General features: G+C 58.8%; 2 protein-coding genes. One reads left to right on the forward strand and one right to left on the reverse strand.

Features of this window, described 5'->3' with window-relative positions; translation table 11 throughout:
- On the reverse strand, window positions 1–377 hold a 377-nt coding region (locus tag AC1D15_RS32075), incomplete at its 3' end, for a hypothetical protein (protein ID WP_477829235.1).
- Between the two features lie 816 nt (window positions 378–1,193).
- On the opposite strand from AC1D15_RS32075, the gene AC1D15_RS32080 reads away from it, so the two are divergent.
- The gene (locus AC1D15_RS32080; protein ID WP_477829236.1) at window positions 1,194–1,376 is read left to right on the forward strand and encodes a hypothetical protein; all 183 of its coding nucleotides are present in this window, start codon (window positions 1,194–1,196) and stop codon (window positions 1,374–1,376) included.
- Window positions 1,377–1,434: the final 58 nt, after the last annotated feature.

The raw sequence follows: 1,434 nt of genomic DNA on the forward strand, positions 1-1,434 counted from the left end.
GCATAGAGGGCCTCCCAAGCAAGACTTTCGACGTTCGTGCCCCCTACATTCTGTATGCTGACGAGCCCYGATTTCTTGACGAGTTCATCAGCATCCACATTGGCGTCTTCGGATAGGGCACGTTGGTAGCTCCTGGTCAAGTCACGGCATCGCTGAGCGATTGGTTCAAGCACTGATTGCTCAATCGACCTCAAGTACTCAAGAGCGGCCCCCCTTTCCGAGAACTTCTTCGCCAGTTGTTGGAGTTCCCTTTTACCCGCGCCACTCTTGGCCTTGGCATCTCTAATTATTGCTAGAGAGGTTTCTTCCTCCGTAACGCGTTGTGCCGGACGAACAGCGAGGAATTTGAATACATTCGTCGTCAGGGTTTTAGTCATGTAGTGTCCTTTCGGTGCATCGCCTTGGAATCTCGTGAGTCCACAGCATGAAGGGAACCAAATTGCCCGATACCCAGCTTGCCCACGCGGACAGCCGAGAAGGCCGGCATTGATKGCGGTGGGCGGGCTCTCCATCGGAACGTGGGTAGGCGCGCAGCGCCCTTKACATTGCGCCGGTGGCACCACCTGTCCGCAGCACATCGAATTGAACGAATGTGCTGAACCGAAGATGCCCCGCGTACGTGGCGGCGCGTCGATCCGTCACGGCCGCAACGCTTTGAGAGTGGCTACCAACGGCATCTTGGCAATGCGAACAGTGGCAAACGTGAAAGAGCTAAGCACTGCTTCCCCTCCAAATTTCGCCGCATGTCAGTACCAATCCGGCGAGCTGATAGGCGACGACGAAACCAGTATATGAACGAGCGCCGTGTCTGAGTTCGTCAAACGTGGGGGGCAGTGGGTACCCCGTCTAGCCAACTTTAGGCAGACGGACGACGGCGCGCCCATCCGTATGGCGCCATCTGCGCAGATGCTCGGCATCGACGGATTGGCGCAAAGGTCGATGCATGATGCGACATGGAAAATCGTCCGCGCACATTGGGCCGGACGCCGCCCCGTTTGCCGATGAAGGACAGTAAGACCGTGCACTTCTGACGCTTCCGGCAATGTCCGGTGTGTGACCGTAAGCAGTGGCCACGCGAGCCTGCTCGTCCGCCTCTCCGGTCTGAACGTTGTGGTCGGCGCTTGAGGCGTATGCCCCCTCGTTTCGCCGAATTTCCGCTCTATGCTTTCGACGCGAACCACCGAGGGGCGACCATGATCGAGATTCGAGTGCGATGGCGACTCGGTCTGCATGAGGACGACTGGGGCAATCAGACCGATGGAGGCGTCTGGTTTCCAGATGTGGCCGACACACGGAGGGAGCTCGACATCCTCGTCGAGGCCGGGAACGAGTTCATGGGCGAGGGGAGCCACTGGCTCGAAGAGCGCCAAGCGTGACCTGCGGCCTGCAGACTTGGGGGGCGCCGAGAGATGCTGGCAGCTGGGAGTATTAGAC

The organism is Rhizobacter sp. P2_H2, from assembly GCF_056403375.1.

Excerpts from the sequence above, each read along its gene's own strand:
- AC1D15_RS32080 (WP_477829236.1), top strand. The coding sequence starts at position 1,194 with ATGATCGAGATTCGAGTGCGATGGCGACTCGGTCTGCATGAGGACGAC.